Source organism: Hathewaya limosa (genome assembly GCF_030815255.1).
In the GTDB taxonomy this organism is placed as follows: Bacteria; Bacillota; Clostridia; order Clostridiales; family Clostridiaceae; genus Hathewaya; species Hathewaya limosa.
Map to the genome: position 1 here is coordinate 15,047 of NZ_JAUSWN010000011.1, position 15,306 is coordinate 30,352.

The following is a 15,306-nucleotide window of genomic DNA, read 5'->3' on the forward strand; positions in this document are numbered from 1 at the left end:
TGTTCGGCACTCTTGGGAGAATTATATTTATTCATCTCCTACGCTCTACGGTGCTTAATAGCCTTTCGCAATCTATTAAGTTACCTCGGTGTTGACATATTTACATAAAGAAAAAAGCACGTTATTTAAAGGTTCTTAAATAATTTATTATTTTATTTTCTCTTTCCTTGGAATAGAATTTTTGTTCTTTGTACCAAGTGTAAAAATCTTTATTGTGCTTTTGACAATTACAATTTCTACATACTGGAATTATATTATCTTTTGTATAATTGCCACCCTTAGATAAAGGAATAAAATGGTCTTGTGTTAGATTTTTAAGTTTTCTTCCACAATAAGCACATTCACTGTTAAAAAATTTTTTGCATATCTTCCAATCAATATTAGTAAAGTTGGAAACAACATCTTTGGATCTTTCTCTTCTTCTTTGCTCTGATATAGCATGATTTGCTTTATAAACATCTGGATTTTCTTTTCTGTAATTTTTATTATATTTATTTTCGCATTCTCTACATACTGTAAAAAATCCCCCATTAGGTCTTTGCCTAAATTTCTTTATTTCCAATTTATTATTACATTTGCTACATATCTTAAAACCTAGTGTTAATTCTTTTTTAGTTCTTTCCTCTATCATGTTCTTAGTATCTGAGTACCATTCTTTTTTTCTTCTCAAATCATCCTCATGATTTTCCTTCCTGTAGATCTTTCCCTTTTTACTTGCACACTCTTTACAGTAAGGTTTAAATCCATCCCATGAAGGTTTATTTTTTGAAAAATTACTAAGTTCTAATATTCTTTTACATGTTGAACATTCTTTATATTCTATTCCATTTTTAAATACGTGTTCTTTCTTCATATTTTCCACCTCGCCATTTCTTAATACTGTTATATCAAGTAGCGAAATATTTGTAAACTTAGTGTTCACCGATTTTGCCGAATTTTAGATGACCCGATGTTTTAAGCCATCGCCATATACTCAAGTCCTTCAGCACTTTCAGTAGCACTAAATTTAGTTTTACTTCCCATTTCTTCTGCTTTAGCTTTTAACTTTTTAAAATCTTCCCCTGTTGTTCCACTAATAGCTTGTACTTTAGACATTTCAGCTTCAAAATCCATTCCTACTTTAGCACTAGCTATCCCAACTGCTGCTAATGGTGCCGAAACATGAGTTGTTAGTTTACTTCCTATACCTTCAATTTTTCCACCAACATTTTTAAGCCTATCCGAATGTTTTTTAAGCTCTTCACTAGCTTTTAACCATTTATTATTGCTCTTATCTAATTCAGTATTAATTTTATTTAATTCTGCTTCTGCTTTAGTCATTGTAGTTTTAGCTTTTGCTAAGTTAGTTTCATATCCTTGTATTTGTTTAGCATTTGTTTCTATTGCTTTTTCATTTTTTTCATATTCTTTTGTTGTTTTTTCAACTTCTTGTTTTGCTTTCTCATATGCTTTTACTTCTTTTTCTTTACCTACAACAAGCTTTTTTTGTTCATTTTCAAGTTTATTTATTTGCTCTTTTAATTTTTTAGCTTCTACACTATTTTCACCATACTTCTTTTTTGCAACTTCATATTCTTTATTTAATTTGCTTAATTCTTCTCTATTTTTTATATAGCTTTGTAATTCTTTGCCATGTGTATCTATCACTTTTTTTAGTTCACTTTGTGCTTTGGATAAACTTTCTTTTAATTTATCTCTAGTTTTAATATTCTCTTGCATTTTAGTATTAGATTTTTCTATACTTTGTTTATATAAATCTACTTTTTTACTATGCAATTCAACTTGTTTAGATAAACTTTCTTGTACAGATTTAAGTTTTTCAGAATTTTTGCCAAAGCTCTTAATACCTTCACTAGCTAATTTAAGTTCAGCCTGATGTTTTTTCATTTCTGCATTAAGACCTTTTAATTTATCATTATAGCCAGTAGAATCTAAGACCATTTTTGCTGTTATACGTTTCTCTGTATTACTAGCCAATTAGCTTACCTCCTTTCTATAAGAATGATATATCTTCAATGTTTACTTTTTTATAATTCGTATCGCTTAAAGTGTTATTTTCATCATCACTTTTTACTTTCCAGCCATTAAATTTTATATGGGCCTTCCACATATTATATATTTCTGCATGTGTACTATCCCAAAATTCTTCTTTTGTATAATTTAAATGTACTTTAGATATATAAAATAACCAGTCAAAGTCTATTTCATAATCCTTAATAGTCCTTGGCTGGTCATTTAGTTTTTTTCAGTTTCTTCTTTATTATCATCATCATTAACACCCATATAATTCAAATATAGTTCAATTGCTATTTTTGTAATTTCTTGATATTGCTCACCTGTTATTATTTCTTCTAATTCTTCAATATCCCACTCCTTTATAACTTCTTCATATTTATTATTTTCTTTATCTATACATTTTCTTTCTTTATCTATACAACTCTTACTTAATAATCTTAAAGCATTTGTATAAAATTGTTTTCCTTCCATAAGTCCATAAATTACTGAACCATAATTTCCATATGCTTCATCAATTTTACGAATAGTTTTATTAGTCATTTTAAAATTATAGTCTTTATTGCCTATTTTTTGTTTTATTATTTTATCTATCATATTTATACATCCTTTCCTTTATTGAAATAGAAAAAGGTAGAATTTAATCTACCTTTTAAAATTAATGGTGTTCTTCAACAGATTGTTTAACCGTAGGAATCATAACAGATTTAAAGAATTTTTCATCTGTTATATTATCTTCTTCATCAACTTTATAATTCCACATTTCATTATTGTGAAGTGGTGCAAAAGTTGCTTTTAACTTTTTCGCTTGAAAATTCGTTTTACCTTCTTTGCCTTTGTAATCTTCATCACTTATTGTAAATGTACCTTTGTACAATATTCCATATCTAGCTTTTCCATTTCCTTTTATAGCTTTATAAAGCAAAGCTACCTCTGGAGCTTTGTCATTAGCACTTCTTATAATTCCACCTTCTACAGCTAATTTATGTCCTAATAAAAATGCTTCTTCTTCTTTCCTTAAATCTGTTATATTAACTTCTACGTCTATGTTTGCTAAAGTTGTTTCACTTAACCACAACATTCCTTCTGCATAATATTCATCAGAATTCACTTTAGGCTTTAAAGCTAATTCTTTAATTCCTTCATAATATTTTGGTTCTCCAAACTTAACACCTTTTTCATCATCTTGAATTACTTCCGCTACATATAACTTTTTTAGGTCCACTATAGGAACTACTTTTTCATTATCCATCTAATCAAATCCTTTCATTTTTTAATTTTTGCATAAAAATAACTAGCTTTCGCTAGTTGGTAAACTTATATTAAATCTCATTGCCTTATGATATAAGCCTGTATCCTTTTCGTAAAGATCAACTGCTGTATCTCTACTAAATCCATTTTGTATCATTACTTTCTTAACTGTTTCCTCACACTCTGTATAATCTCCTATACTAAATATATCAACTTGCACTAAATACGTTGTATATTCTTCTTCCCCTTCACTATACTGGGTACCAAATTCATTAACTATTTCATATTCTAAATATAATTTTTTGTTTGGATTATTAGCATGAAGAAAATAAACTCTTTTGTCTGGTAATAAATTTAATATTTCTTTATTCTTTAATGTTTTAAGTAAATATTGTTTTATATTCACATATAATCACCTACTTTGCTTTATCTAACAATTCTTTTGCTAATATACTCAATGCTTCATCTTCCTTATTTTTAACACTTCTATCAAAATAACCTACATTTTTCTTTTGTTCACTTGTGCCAAACTCCTGAAATATATCATAAAAAGCTTTTGTTCTAACAATACCAACAGTTGCTAAACCTTCCTTTTTAACTGTTTTAGATATTTTTTTTAGTTTACCAGTTGAACCTATTGGTGTATTCTTTTCAATTTCTTCCGCAATTGGTCTAATGGCATTTCTTATAGCCTTCTTTTCATCTGCTTCATCTATAGTCATGCCTTCTAGCATATCTGTAAATTCTTCCATACCTTCAATTTCTATACCATCCATATTTATACCTCTGTAGCTTTTATATCTATCCATTCGTGTCTATTTTGAAAGTCGTTTACATATTCAATATTAAAAATCTTGTCTTTATATTTAATTCTAAATTTTTTAGTGGCATCTTTTTCTAACAATGCTTTTATTTTATTGCAATATCTAACTGTAAAGGTAACTATATTTTGTGCTTGTGTGGCTTTTGCTGCTTCATATTCTTTGCCATTTACTGTTTTATAATTACACCAGCATGAATAATACTCTGGCCATTTTTCTATATCAAAGCCATTTTCATTTTGATTATTAGAAATATATTCTTCTATAATTATTCTTTCAGTTAATCTACATTTAGCCATCTTCATCACCTACATTTGATAATATATCTAATATAGTATTTGAAATTCTATCATATCCTTTTGACTTTTTACTATCTAAATATAATCCTTTATCATCATATAAGTCTTTTACTATTTTTCTTAATAATATATCTGCTAATTTCTCTTTATCTGTACCTTTGTATCTTTTTCCAACACAAGAATCTATATATATTTCAGTTTCTTTTATTAAGTCCTGTATTAATTTATCATCATCTTCATAGTCAACTTTTAGATGATCTTTCATATCTTTTAAATCAACCATTTAATCACTTCCCATAATAAAAAAAGAAGGGACTTAACCCCCTCTTAAAACTCTATTTTCTTTATACTTCTTGTTGATCCCTTTGTTACTCCAAATCTTTCAAGTATCCTAATTTTAACTGTATCATCTTCAAAACCTGCTTCTGTGCTTCTAGCTATTGTAACAGCTTTTCTATCTAAATATTTAACTGCTTCCTTCCAATTTAAACTATAAAATATATGTTTTCCTTCTGAAGCTGGTAATAATGTATCATCCGCTGGTACTAATTCCTTACCATTAAAATAAAACTTACCGTTTATTTCTGTCACTAAATTTAATGGTCTACCATTTTTATCTTTTAAATTCTTTAAATATGCAAATCCTTTTGTATTAGTTAATGTAATTAAACCAGTTTTAATAGCTGGTAATGCTGTATCCATTACAGTTTCAATATCCTCATAACTTGTTGCCCCTACTACCTCAGTTGCATTATTTTTAATTATATCTAATATTTTTGTATTTTCACATACAGTTACTATTTCAATAAAATTCTTTTTAGCTAATCCTTCGATTTCAATTTCTGCATCATCTACAGTTTCAGAAGACAATGATTGAATTAAACCATATTTTGCACATTTAAATGATAAATCTTTAGTAACAAGCTTACCATCAACGATATTATCTCCTTCTTTCACTTCTAGTAATTCATTTTGATCTACATCTACAATTGGAATTGTACCATCATTCTTAATAACTGGAATAACATCACAATAATCTTTCAAAGAACCAAAACCTTTTTTTATCTCCTGTAACTTATTTACAAACTGCTTAGGAATTATAGCTGAATTATCAGATGTTTTTATTGTTGCTCTTTCCTCTGGAGTTATTTCTTCACCCATGATATTTTTTATTATTGCTCTAAATTCGTCTACTTCTTCTGTTCTTTTAGTCTTGTTTTTCTTTTGATTTTCTAAATCCCTTTTTTCTTCTTCCTGTTCTTCTTCTACTATCTTAATTAACTTTTCTAACTCTCTTTTTTCTTCAACTGCTTTTTCGGCCTTATCAGCTTCTTTCTTTTTAATAAACTCCCTGATTTCTACCTTCTTATCTTCTAATTGTGCTCTTAATTCTTCTAATCCCATTCTTTTTTCACCTTTCTTTTAATAATTTTTTATATAAAAAAAAGAACTGTTATAATTACAGCTCTAATTCTAATTCTAATAATTTAAGTTTTAATTCTTTTTCTTGATCTTCTTTGTCTTTTTCTATGTAAATCTCAACATTATCAGAAAAACTTCTTTGTTCTATACTTATCTCTTCATTATTTCTATTTTCTATAGATGTTCCATAATAAGCTGGTGTTCTAGTATCATCTAATACTGATACTTCGCTCACGTCTATTTCTTCTAAATACCTTCTATCTACTCCATTGTCAGTTTTACCCCAACTATCCTTTAACTTAGAAAACCCAAAACTCCAGCCTACTAATTTATTGTTTTTAGCCTTATCTATTACTTCTTTATCATATACCCTAGCTTCAGCATAAAGTCCTATATTATCCTCTGTAAGTCTTAGAGTTCCCTCTTTCGTAGTTGCTAATTTTCTCATTTTATTATGATTTAATAATAGAGGTATATCTTCTTTTTTTGATATTGCATTTTTCCATGTACCACTTCTAACCTGTTCTACAAAATTACCTTTGGCTGTTGGCATTTCCCTACTATCTCTTTCAACTGCATTTATATAGCCTCTTATAATTGCATAGTTATTCCTTATCTCTACTCTCACTTTTATCAACTCCTTTCTTATTTAAATAACTTACATTACCTTCTAATAAATCCTTTAATAAAACTTGTCCTGAAGGTAATGTTATTATAACTTCTCCTCCTATTTTTTCTACTCCTAAAATATCTCTAGCATAGTCCAAATCATAAACTCCATTTTTCACAAATGTACTTATTACTTCTGCTTGTGTTTTGCTATCTGTTCTAAGCAATACATTTACATTAAATCTTATTTTATAACCTTTTGCTCTTTCAGTTGGTGTTAGTAGCTTCCAATCCATTTCTTGCTCTATTTGTTCAAATATAACAAGTAAGCATTCGGTTAGATATTTTATACTGTCTTGTTCTTCAGAGCTAGCATTTTCTTTTATGAATCCTAGTTTTGTCAAAGGTACTCTAAAAGACATAGCTATTTCTTCTTTAGAGAGTTTTCTCAACTCAGTATATTGTGCATCACTTAAAGATAGGTTGAGAGGTTGTATATTATATCCTGCTGGAATAGTAAATATACTACCATTATTCGAATAAATTCTGTCAAACTTTCCTTGTACTTTTTTTAGTTCTTTTTCATCTTTAATATCTGATGTTAGCTGAACTACTATTTTATTAGTTAATCCATTAGTAAAAAGCTTATTTAAATAATTTTGGCTTTTTAAACTACTATCTAAACTTTCAGATAGTATACTTCTATTTGCTTTACCTTTTATTCCATCAAGTGTAAAATCTCTTAGAATAACTATATCTTTATCAAAGCAAGAACCTATTTCACCATCTACACTCTCAAAATCCCATAAAATTTTATTACTCTTACAGCTTTTAATTAGTCCAACATTATCAATTGTACAATTAGTTATTTTTACTGGATATAATGCTTTAACCTTACCGCCTTGTCTCTCTATAAATAATCCTGCATATCCCCGATGCTTAGATAATGCGACAAATGCTTTATAACAATCTATAGCACTCATATATGGATTAGGTCTTAATCTTAATAAATCATATAAATAGTGTTCTTTTGCTAATGTTTCTCCTTTTGAGGTTTCTTTTTTTATTTGTAACGTACATTTAGCAATATCTTGAGATATATCATTTATACAACTAAAATAGGTACTTTCTTTCATTTCCATTTCAAAAGGTGTAATATCAAATCCATTTTCAAAAGAATATACTTGTTTCCACTCATTTACATCAGTGTCTCTTCTTTCGATTAATTTATCAAAGATCATTTATTTTTATTTCACCTCTTTTCCGTAACTTTATATAAAAATATACTAAAGCTTATTAAGCTAATTCCTAAAAAGTATAAACCAAAATATAAACTTATCTTGAAATTGGTATAAATAATAATAATAAGTCCAATAAAAAAGACTATTTCCATAACAAAAATGTCATTTAAAATAGTCTTTTTAAGTAAATTATTAAATTTCTTTTTTATTTTACTCACCTCTACCAATCTGTTTTATCTAATTCATCTGCTGCATTATACCTTGTATCTTCTCCTAATAACTGAGTATATGCAAAAATCAACACTACTACCATGTCTATTCTTTGCTTATTTTTATTTTCTTTATTAAGCATTTCGTCGTCTGCCTTACCTTTTGTTGTACTAGCATTGTTCATGTTCCAATCTAATAGCTCATTTTTTACATATCTAACTTCATAATCATAAACTTTTTTTCTAAATTCCTTTGTTGCTGGACTTAAATTAGTATAAGTTTGTTTTAATAATATAACATCATAATCTTCTGCTAGGCGTTCCATCATTTCCTTTGCATTCATTGGGTCTGAAATAATACATTCTATAGTACATTCATATTCCTCTTCAATTCCTCTTATATATTCTTCTACAAGCGTGTAATTGACTGTCATTCCTTCATGAATATCACAATATCCCAACTTTTCATACTTTCTGTAATCTATATGTTTTTCTCTTCTCTTTGCTAAACTTTCATCTGGTAAAAAACCATGAGAATTACAATAAATTATATTATCTTCTTCAAATTCCATCCCTACAGCAGTTAAGTCTGTTGTAACTGAAAGATCTACACTTACTTTAATCTTTTTCCCTTTTACCTTTTTTCTAAACTCTTTCTCAGTAATCTCACATTTTTTCCAATACTTAATATCTAAATATTTGTTAAGTTCATTAGATTGTAAAAAGATATTTAGATTTTTAGTTAAAAATTCTTCTTGTTCGCTCGTTTTTATTTTGGCTATTTCCCTATCACTTTTTATTTCTGCATAGTTCTCTTCAACTCTTAAAGGATTAGCCTTATAAATAGCTTCATCTGTCCATGCTTCTTCCATTGTTGCATAATAAAGTAAGGTAAATAATCTCTTATTATCTATAACATCATTTAATACTGCTCTATTATATTCTAATTCTTCAAGCATTATAGAATCACTTTCTGCATAAGCAGTTGTAGTTTTAATACACAAAGGATTAAGTACACTTAATTGTCCTTTTCTCATTGCCTGTATGTTAGTATTACTTGTAAATGCTCCGACTTCATCTGCAATAAAACATGATGGTCTTATTGAGTTATTTTTATTAGCTTTTGCAGTTCTTGGAACATAATAACTATTAGTTATCAAACATTTAATAATTCCTATTTCAGAATCTGATACAAAAAAATGTTTTTTAATTGCTGGACTTGCTGAAATCAACTGTGCCATAGCTTTTCGTGTTTCTTTTGCTAAATCTCTGTCTATACAAATTGAATAAAATTCGCTAAATTGTTGTTCTGTCAACATAAGCAATAATAATATTAATGCCGCTATAAAACTTTTAGCATTTTTTCTAGGTATAAATAAAACTAAATCCCTATATCTAAATTTCTTTTTATTATTCTTATATCTCCAACCAAATAAAGCTGAAATAAGTAATGCTTGAAATCCACTTAAACCCTTTAAAACCTGTTTGCCAGCAATAAATCCTGTTGCATAATTAAATAACTTTAATAAATTATTTATTTTTTTCAACTTGTTTTTATCAAAATAAAACTCAAATGTATCTAGGTATTGATTAGTATTATAATCATCTAAAAATATTCTACATTGTTGTTTAACTTCATATGTTGTAACTTCTTTTCCTTCTATAACATCATTACAATATTTTAAGGCCTTATCTAAAAGTATCATTCTTCATCATCTTCTCTTAAAATCTGTAATAAAGGATCTTCTTTATCTTGCTTTGCTTGTAAATTAATATTTGCAAGTTTTGCCCTACTTTGAGGACTTAATGATAATTCATTACAACATCTATACAAATCTTTAGTGTACTTATCTTTTGCACTCATAATTTGATTTTGCATTAATAACCTTGGACTATTATTAATTTTATCTTCTATGAATTGTAATCTGTCTATAGCAATTACACATGTTGATAAAATATAAATATCTAAGTTGTTTAGAAGTTTACTTTCTTCAAGTTCATCCTTAATATAGTTAAATAACATTCTTTGATTTTTACTTAAATAGTTAGGAGGATTTATATTATCTGATCTACCTTTTAAAGATTCTTCGGCTTCTTCCCTTTTCTGTTTTTCTTCTTTTGTTAAATGCTTACTCATTAAATTTATATTTTTGCAAGGTCTAGCCAAATTTTCACCTCCTTTTGTCTTTTAAATTCAAACTTTCATTTTGGGAATTTTATGCGATTGAGAGGACACCATGGACTTTTCTGTCTTGTCCAAAAACTTTTAGCACTCCCCCCCAGTTACTTATAAAATTCTTTATTGAATTCATGTATTAAATTTTTTAAAGTATTTTGGATTTCAACTTTATCTTTATAACTCATTTCCATTTTTCTATGAACTTTCTTATGACAACAATCACATAAAGGTATTAGGTTATCTTCTCTCAACCTTAAGTCTGGTCTATCCTTAACTGTTTCAATATGATGTGTAAATTGATTTTCTTCTTCTAATCCTTGCTTCCAACATAACACACATAAACCAAGATAATGTTTCTTTATAACCTCGGATAAATTTAACCATGTACTATTACTATAAAACCTTTGTCTTAGTCTTTCTTCTTTATCTTGTAACCTTCTATGCTTATATTCTCTATATTTTTCTTTTCTTCTTTTATCCTCACAGCTGCATAATGTTCCTGCTAATACCCTTTTACCACACTCAGTACATATTCTATATATAGGCATTATATTGTTATGGTCTTTGATTCTATTTCTTTTTCTTTAAGCTTAGTAAGCTTCTTATCGTTTGCAACCTTATGAGGATCTTCTTTCCAATGTAACTTATCTTTATTATTTAACCAATATTTTTGTGCTGCTAAATCTGGATGTTTATACTTTTTTATCTTACTTATCTTAACATCTTCTTTTACTAATACTATTCCATCTTCACCGATCTCCTCGCATTTAATTTTAGTGGCTATCTCTTCGGTGTAATGATAACCAACAGCATTATTAAATAAAGCCTGTTCAACATTTTGATTCTTTTTATCTTTTCCTTGTGCGATTACTTCTTTTAATGTATTATTACTGCTCTTATATCTTCTGTATGTAGAATATCCTATACCTATTTTTTCAGCAATTTGTTTATCTGTTTTTCCTTGTTCAACCATACTTTCTATAATACTTAAACTACTTTTTATTACTTCTTCTGCTGATACCATATTACACCTCCTACTTCTTAAAACATTGAGCACTCACTTTATACCCTGTGCTCAATGTAGTTATTTTATAAAATTTTATATTTTCTTTTCAAGGAACTCTTTAACCATTGAAAACACTGATATTACAATATATTTTATACTTTATTTTGAATGTGCTATTTATATATAGAATCACACATTCATTTTCAAAAATCTCTACTACTATATATGCTTATTTTTTATAGTTGAATGTTCATAGTACTTAAAATAGAACATTCAAACGTAAAAAATAAAAAAATTACCTTATAAGGCTATTTAGTGAATCAGAGTATTTATCATATAACTCTCTATCTAATCCTAAATATCTTTTGGTAATTTCTGTACTACTATGACCTAACATTTCTTTTACAATAAGCAATTCTTTATCACTTTCCAGGTAAATAGTATAAGCATAGGTTTTCCTCATGGAGTGTGCTGTTATATTAGTTAATCCAAATTGTTCTCCAGCTTCCCTTAGAACCCTACTTACATGACTAACACTTATATATTTATTTTTACCCTTTCTAGATGGAAACATATACTCATAATCTTTCTTATTTTTAATATAATTCCTAAGGATTTTATCTAGTTTAATTACTATTTTAACTATTCTAGGTTTTATATTCTCTTTTCTTATATTTTTAGTATTTACTTTTTTACTTTCTAATATTTCAAAATATCCACACTGTAGTGCATTCCTTACATCTCTAATTTTTAACTTAACTAGATCTCCTGCCCTATATCCCGTAGATATTCCTAGTAAAAATAATATATAATTTCTTTCATTTTTTTCTTTTAAATAATCCTGAATATCTAAAATTAACTCTAAATCTTTTATTGGTTTAGCTGGTCTTTTTTTACTCATTTTACATCACCCACACCTTCTTTCTTATTTTAACGTTCTACTTTTTTGTCTTATTACTCCATGAACTTTTCTATAAGTTCTATGAACCATCAGTTCTCTTAAATCATTTGCCTCTTGTTCTTTATCTACTTTCTTACTATTACAGTAAGGACATGCTATATATCTATCCTTACTTATTTGCTGAACTTCTTCTGTTAGAAGTATAAATTCTTTTTTACAAACCTTACACTCATAATTACTATAGAAATTTAGCATATCTTCACCTTCCTTTTAAATAAAAAGGACACCAGTTACGGCGTCCTTAGATAATTTTGTTAGGGGATAAGTATTTAATTCTTCATACTAGCATTATATATTAATTTACTTTAAAAGTCAGAGATTTTATAAGTAAATTTCATGTAATTTTCATGTAAGTTTTAGGAATAAATAATATTTATTATCCTGAAACTCTATACTGACTATAAAATGGTTCTAATATATCAGTTAATCTTTTTAAAATATTTCTATTATTCTTTTTTAAGGTTTCATAAGTTACATAATTTCTTTGTCTAAACTCTGAATTATAATTAAACTCTACATCCTTCCAATACATACCTTCAAGGTATTTAACTTTTCCTGTTCATTTAAGCATCCATTAATAGCCTTATCAATTTGTTCAATTTCTAGCTTTTTAAAAAAGATTCTTGATTGATCTTCTCTAATCCACTCCTCAATAATATGTTTATTTAATTCTTTATCAATCATATATTCTTCTGATACACTTCCAACATAACTTCCTTTTGGTCTTCCTGGCATACCTAATGGACTAGATTTAGGCACATAATCCTTGTACCACTCCTCTGGATGAGCTATTGCATATTTATATTGTTCTATTCTTGCTAATGTTGTATCTACATAAGCCTTTTTAGTTTTATATTCTTTTAAAATCTTTTCTATATTCATTTTCATGCCTCCATTTAATAAAAAAAGCTATATAAGATATTTCTATCCTACATAGCTCCTCTTAGCTTTTAACTGTTCCACTTAACAGTCTTACTTAATAATTTTAACATTTAATGATTGTACTCTTATTCCATCCTTACACTTCTTTATCATTATATCTTTTCCTTTTTGTAATTCTCTAACTATATTCAACTTATGTTTTTCTATCTGTTCTATTAAACTCTCTCCTATTCTTCCATCTACTTCTATCTTTTCTAGTTTACCTTTTTCACTCTTTACATACTGTTTCCAATCCTTATTAGCAAAATGTAATTCTACTGCTCTAATAGTTATCTTTTGTTCTTGTTCAGTTATCACTTTTATCTCTCCTAAATAATATTATAAAATTTATTTAAATCTATTTTTGTACTTGACTTTTAATGTTTTAATGATACAGTTTTTAGATTTCTAAGCAATTGATATAGTTTGTCCTTAAAAAGAACATTTAAAAAAATTCTTTTTAAAGACAAATTTTATACAGTTTTTGAGTTTCTGAAGTTTCTTTTAATACTGTCATTGTTATATATGCTTTAATACATGAACAACTGCCCTCATATACCCTTATAGGCTACATACATAGTCGATATTGCTACCCAGTTGACCTACCTATCTAATTTATGAAACGGTTAGATACATCCGTTTGACGGGCAAATAATACAATAACAGAAATATTACTTGTCCGAATAGACTTTTTTGCATTGGCTCTATTACACCTCGTTACGGTTTCGGCGTCCGTTTCCTAATTTTGAGTATAGGAAATACAGCCTTTATACTTGCATTTTTTTACATCTTGTACTATGATATATATAAAGACTATAACTCTTATTTAATTGTTAGATTATAACTCTTACTTAGTTGTAGTGTTATAGTTTGGTTATTGTTTAAAGGAGAATGTTTCACACAAAGCATTCTTCTTTTTCGTTAATGTGTAACCCTCTTAACATCTGACATGTGCTATACAAGACAGATAAGCCACATTTAATAAATATGTTGTAATTTACCTTGTATCCATATATACAAGACAAATTACAGCATATTAGTACTGTTCTTTTTTATTTACATAATTTCTTTGAATACATTTAAGGTTATGTTGACTAATACACTTCTCTATATCTGTAAATTTATTAAAAGCAACTTTTAAACATTGAATATTATGTTCTAAATCTAAAAATTCGTGGAGTGCTTGTACTACTTGATGCCACTCCTCTTCTAAAAAATCTTCTCTTAATGTTTTGTTTCTAATTATTTTAATTAATCTAGGTAGTGCCTCTTCCGCTTCTTTTAACTCCTGCTCTAAACTCATTAATACACTTTCTAAAGACAAATTTACATTATTTAATATTTCATAATTGAAAACTTTTCCTATTGGACAATATCTCTTACAATAAATTAATGTCATATTAGGATTGTTATAAACCCTATTCATCTCTAAAACAACTTCAGGTGGTGGAAGTGTTTGATAGTTCTCGTAGTTACTCAATGTTCTATTTGCTATATGTAGTTTATAGGCTGCTTCCTCTATGCTAAGTTCTTTCTTTTTTCTTGCACTTTTGTACATGATTTTCCCTACTTTCTGTTAAATAATTTCCTTGTATAATTTTTTTTATAATTTAAACTATAATTAATAAGATCTTTTCTAATGTTCATATCGTGTTACATAACCAGGGCATTCTCCAAGAAGCCACTTCCAACACTTCTGTTTAAATAAAGTACATTCTGCTTCATTGTGAGATGCCCTACAAAATACACATTGTTTAGCAATTTCTAAATCCTTGTTTTTATCCATAAGTTTTTCCCTAACTTTCTTTTAAAGCAGATATAAGCTGATCTATTACATCAAGTGGATAACATTCACATAATATTTTAGCTACTGCTTCTGCCGTTCTTCTTTCATATTCTTCTTGATTTTCAGGCGTAGGATAATTTATAATAACTTTTTTGATTTTTGCACCTCGTACCATTTATCCCTCTCCTTTTTCTAATATCATTATTAGATTATGTTTTATCCTTTGTTTTGGTTACCCTTACTAACTATCTAATAGATCAATTACTTCAACCTGTAAAGCTTTTGCAATTTTGCTAAGTGTTTTTATTGTAGGATTTAATGCTTTACCATTTTCTAAATCAGCAATATATCCTATAGCAACTCCACTTTTATTAGATAATGATTGTACGGTTAAACCTTTAAAAAGTCTGATTTTCTTTATTTTGTTCATAATTCATAACCTCCCTATATTTATATAGTAATCGTTACAACCGAATTTATCAATCTTATTACATTCGTTTAAATCGAACATGGTTTTATTTATCTTTCTTTTTCTCTTATTTTCTTGCAATTTCTTAGAACTTGAATTATTATTAAATTAAATTAATT

General features: G+C 27.5%; 25 protein-coding genes. All 25 read right to left on the bottom strand.

The window, feature by feature from the left end:
• Positions 1-121: 121 nt before the first annotated feature.
• Complete coding sequence (locus tag QOZ93_RS07250) at positions 122-853, bottom strand: HNH endonuclease (RefSeq protein ID WP_111941986.1); 732 nt, start codon at positions 851-853, stop codon at positions 122-124.
• Between the two features lie 101 nt (positions 854-954).
• Positions 955-1,977, bottom strand: coding sequence for a phage tail tape measure protein (locus tag QOZ93_RS07255; protein WP_307355692.1), 1,023 nt, complete (start codon positions 1,975-1,977; stop codon positions 955-957).
• A 16-nt stretch (positions 1,978-1,993) separates the two neighbouring features.
• The gene (locus tag QOZ93_RS07260) at positions 1,994-2,110 is read right to left on the bottom strand and encodes a hemolysin (RefSeq protein WP_307355693.1); all 117 of its coding nucleotides are present in this window, start codon (positions 2,108-2,110) and stop codon (positions 1,994-1,996) included.
• A 125-nt stretch (positions 2,111-2,235) separates the two neighbouring features.
• A complete protein-coding gene (locus QOZ93_RS07265; RefSeq protein WP_111941982.1) occupies positions 2,236-2,610 on the bottom strand; it encodes an RNA polymerase subunit sigma in 375 nt (124 codons plus the stop codon).
• 61 nt (positions 2,611-2,671) lie between these two features.
• Complete coding sequence (locus QOZ93_RS07270; RefSeq protein ID WP_111941980.1) at positions 2,672-3,265, bottom strand: major tail protein; 594 nt, start codon at positions 3,263-3,265, stop codon at positions 2,672-2,674.
• A 42-nt stretch (positions 3,266-3,307) separates the two neighbouring features.
• Entirely contained in the window at positions 3,308-3,670 is a 363-nt protein-coding gene (locus QOZ93_RS07275; RefSeq protein ID WP_111941978.1) for a prohead protease, read from the bottom strand.
• Between the two features lie 10 nt (positions 3,671-3,680).
• Positions 3,681-4,040, bottom strand: a complete 360-nt coding sequence (locus QOZ93_RS07280) for an HK97-gp10 family putative phage morphogenesis protein (protein WP_111941976.1) — start codon at positions 4,038-4,040, stop codon at positions 3,681-3,683.
• 2 nt (positions 4,041-4,042) lie between these two features.
• On the bottom strand, positions 4,043-4,384 hold the full coding sequence (locus QOZ93_RS07285; RefSeq protein WP_111941974.1) for a phage head closure protein: 342 nt from the start codon (positions 4,382-4,384) through the stop codon (positions 4,043-4,045).
• Complete coding sequence (locus QOZ93_RS07290; protein WP_111941972.1) at positions 4,377-4,667, bottom strand: head-tail connector protein; 291 nt, start codon at positions 4,665-4,667, stop codon at positions 4,377-4,379. The genes QOZ93_RS07285 and QOZ93_RS07290 overlap by 8 nt, the downstream gene beginning before the upstream one ends.
• Before the next feature lie 44 nt (positions 4,668-4,711).
• The gene (locus tag QOZ93_RS07295) at positions 4,712-5,788 is read right to left on the bottom strand and encodes a phage major capsid protein (protein WP_111941970.1); all 1,077 of its coding nucleotides are present in this window, start codon (positions 5,786-5,788) and stop codon (positions 4,712-4,714) included.
• Positions 5,789-5,843: 55 nt separating this feature from the next.
• On the bottom strand, positions 5,844-6,434 hold the full coding sequence (locus tag QOZ93_RS07300; protein ID WP_111941968.1) for an HK97 family phage prohead protease: 591 nt from the start codon (positions 6,432-6,434) through the stop codon (positions 5,844-5,846).
• Positions 6,412-7,656, bottom strand: a complete 1,245-nt coding sequence (locus QOZ93_RS07305) for a phage portal protein (RefSeq protein ID WP_307355694.1) — start codon at positions 7,654-7,656, stop codon at positions 6,412-6,414. The genes QOZ93_RS07300 and QOZ93_RS07305 overlap by 23 nt, the downstream gene beginning before the upstream one ends.
• A 220-nt stretch (positions 7,657-7,876) precedes the next feature.
• Positions 7,877-9,571 (bottom strand): terminase large subunit, encoded by a 1,695-nt coding sequence (locus QOZ93_RS07310; RefSeq protein WP_111941964.1) that lies wholly within the window; start codon positions 9,569-9,571, stop codon positions 7,877-7,879.
• Positions 9,568-10,032 carry a phage terminase small subunit P27 family gene (locus QOZ93_RS07315; protein WP_307355695.1) on the bottom strand — a complete coding sequence of 155 codons (465 nt, stop codon included), beginning with the start codon at positions 10,030-10,032 and terminating at the stop codon, positions 9,568-9,570. The genes QOZ93_RS07310 and QOZ93_RS07315 overlap by 4 nt, the downstream gene beginning before the upstream one ends.
• A gap of 116 nt (positions 10,033-10,148) precedes the next feature.
• Entirely contained in the window at positions 10,149-10,592 is a 444-nt protein-coding gene (locus QOZ93_RS07320) for an HNH endonuclease (RefSeq protein ID WP_111941962.1), read from the bottom strand.
• Complete coding sequence (locus tag QOZ93_RS07325; protein WP_111941959.1) at positions 10,592-11,068, bottom strand: helix-turn-helix domain-containing protein; 477 nt, start codon at positions 11,066-11,068, stop codon at positions 10,592-10,594. Before QOZ93_RS07325 ends, QOZ93_RS07320 begins: the two co-directional genes overlap by 1 nt.
• A gap of 277 nt (positions 11,069-11,345) precedes the next feature.
• Positions 11,346-11,951: a tyrosine-type recombinase/integrase gene (locus tag QOZ93_RS07330; RefSeq protein ID WP_111941956.1), complete on the bottom strand. Its 606-nt coding sequence runs from the start codon at positions 11,949-11,951 to the stop codon at positions 11,346-11,348.
• A 24-nt stretch (positions 11,952-11,975) separates the two neighbouring features.
• Entirely contained in the window at positions 11,976-12,206 is a 231-nt protein-coding gene (locus QOZ93_RS07335; protein ID WP_307355696.1) for an FmdB family zinc ribbon protein, read from the bottom strand.
• A 181-nt stretch (positions 12,207-12,387) separates the two neighbouring features.
• Positions 12,388-12,543, bottom strand: coding sequence for a hypothetical protein (locus QOZ93_RS07340; protein ID WP_307355697.1), 156 nt, complete (start codon positions 12,541-12,543; stop codon positions 12,388-12,390).
• A complete protein-coding gene (locus tag QOZ93_RS07345; RefSeq protein WP_307355698.1) occupies positions 12,525-12,893 on the bottom strand; it encodes a hypothetical protein in 369 nt (122 codons plus the stop codon). Before QOZ93_RS07345 ends, QOZ93_RS07340 begins: the two co-directional genes overlap by 19 nt.
• Positions 12,894-12,983: 90 nt before the next feature.
• Entirely contained in the window at positions 12,984-13,250 is a 267-nt protein-coding gene (locus QOZ93_RS07350; protein WP_111941951.1) for a hypothetical protein, read from the bottom strand.
• 718 nt (positions 13,251-13,968) lie between these two features.
• A complete protein-coding gene (locus QOZ93_RS07355; RefSeq protein ID WP_111941948.1) occupies positions 13,969-14,490 on the bottom strand; it encodes a helix-turn-helix domain-containing protein in 522 nt (173 codons plus the stop codon).
• Positions 14,491-14,568: 78 nt separating this feature from the next.
• Positions 14,569-14,718 carry a hypothetical protein gene (locus tag QOZ93_RS07360; protein ID WP_162630368.1) on the bottom strand — a complete coding sequence of 50 codons (150 nt, stop codon included), beginning with the start codon at positions 14,716-14,718 and terminating at the stop codon, positions 14,569-14,571.
• A 10-nt stretch (positions 14,719-14,728) separates the two neighbouring features.
• Positions 14,729-14,893 (bottom strand): hypothetical protein, encoded by a 165-nt coding sequence (locus QOZ93_RS07365; protein WP_307355699.1) that lies wholly within the window; start codon positions 14,891-14,893, stop codon positions 14,729-14,731.
• Between the two features lie 66 nt (positions 14,894-14,959).
• Positions 14,960-15,148: a helix-turn-helix domain-containing protein gene (locus tag QOZ93_RS07370; RefSeq protein WP_111941945.1), complete on the bottom strand. Its 189-nt coding sequence runs from the start codon at positions 15,146-15,148 to the stop codon at positions 14,960-14,962.
• Between the last annotated feature and the right edge of the window lie 158 nt (positions 15,149-15,306).